Origin of the sequence: Stenotrophomonas sp. SrG (assembly GCF_050031795.1) — a bacterium.
GTDB lineage: Bacteria > Pseudomonadota > Gammaproteobacteria > Xanthomonadales > Xanthomonadaceae > Stenotrophomonas > Stenotrophomonas rhizophila_A.
Genome location: NZ_JBNBBE010000211.1, coordinates 1 through 278, shown reverse-complemented (window position 1 = coordinate 278; position 278 = coordinate 1). Strand labels below are relative to the sequence as shown.

1 pseudogene is annotated in these 278 nt (G+C 68.7%); it reads right to left on the bottom strand.

Annotated features, from left to right (window positions below):
- Positions 1-278 (bottom strand): annotated as a pseudogene (locus tag ACQG3P_RS19565) (glycosyltransferase); the annotation flags it as partial.

The following is a 278-nucleotide window of genomic DNA, read 5'->3' as shown; positions in this document are numbered from 1 at the left end:
CGGCGGCATCAGGCTCGGCGAAAGCCCGTACAGCATTGGAACGTCACGCCACAGGGTGCGCCGAGCCGGCAGGCCCATCGCCCGCCGCGCTTCGTTGATGGGGCGACGGAAGGTGCGCCACACGGCATCGTTGACCAGCCCGTAGCGGAGCTTGTTGAGCACACCGGGGAGGCGCAGCCGTGGCAGGAAGGGCGAGGCGAAGGCGCGCGTGGGCGTAAGTGGAATCATGCCGGTTCCGATCACCGGTATGCCGTGGTGCTCGGCCACCGTCATGCCCA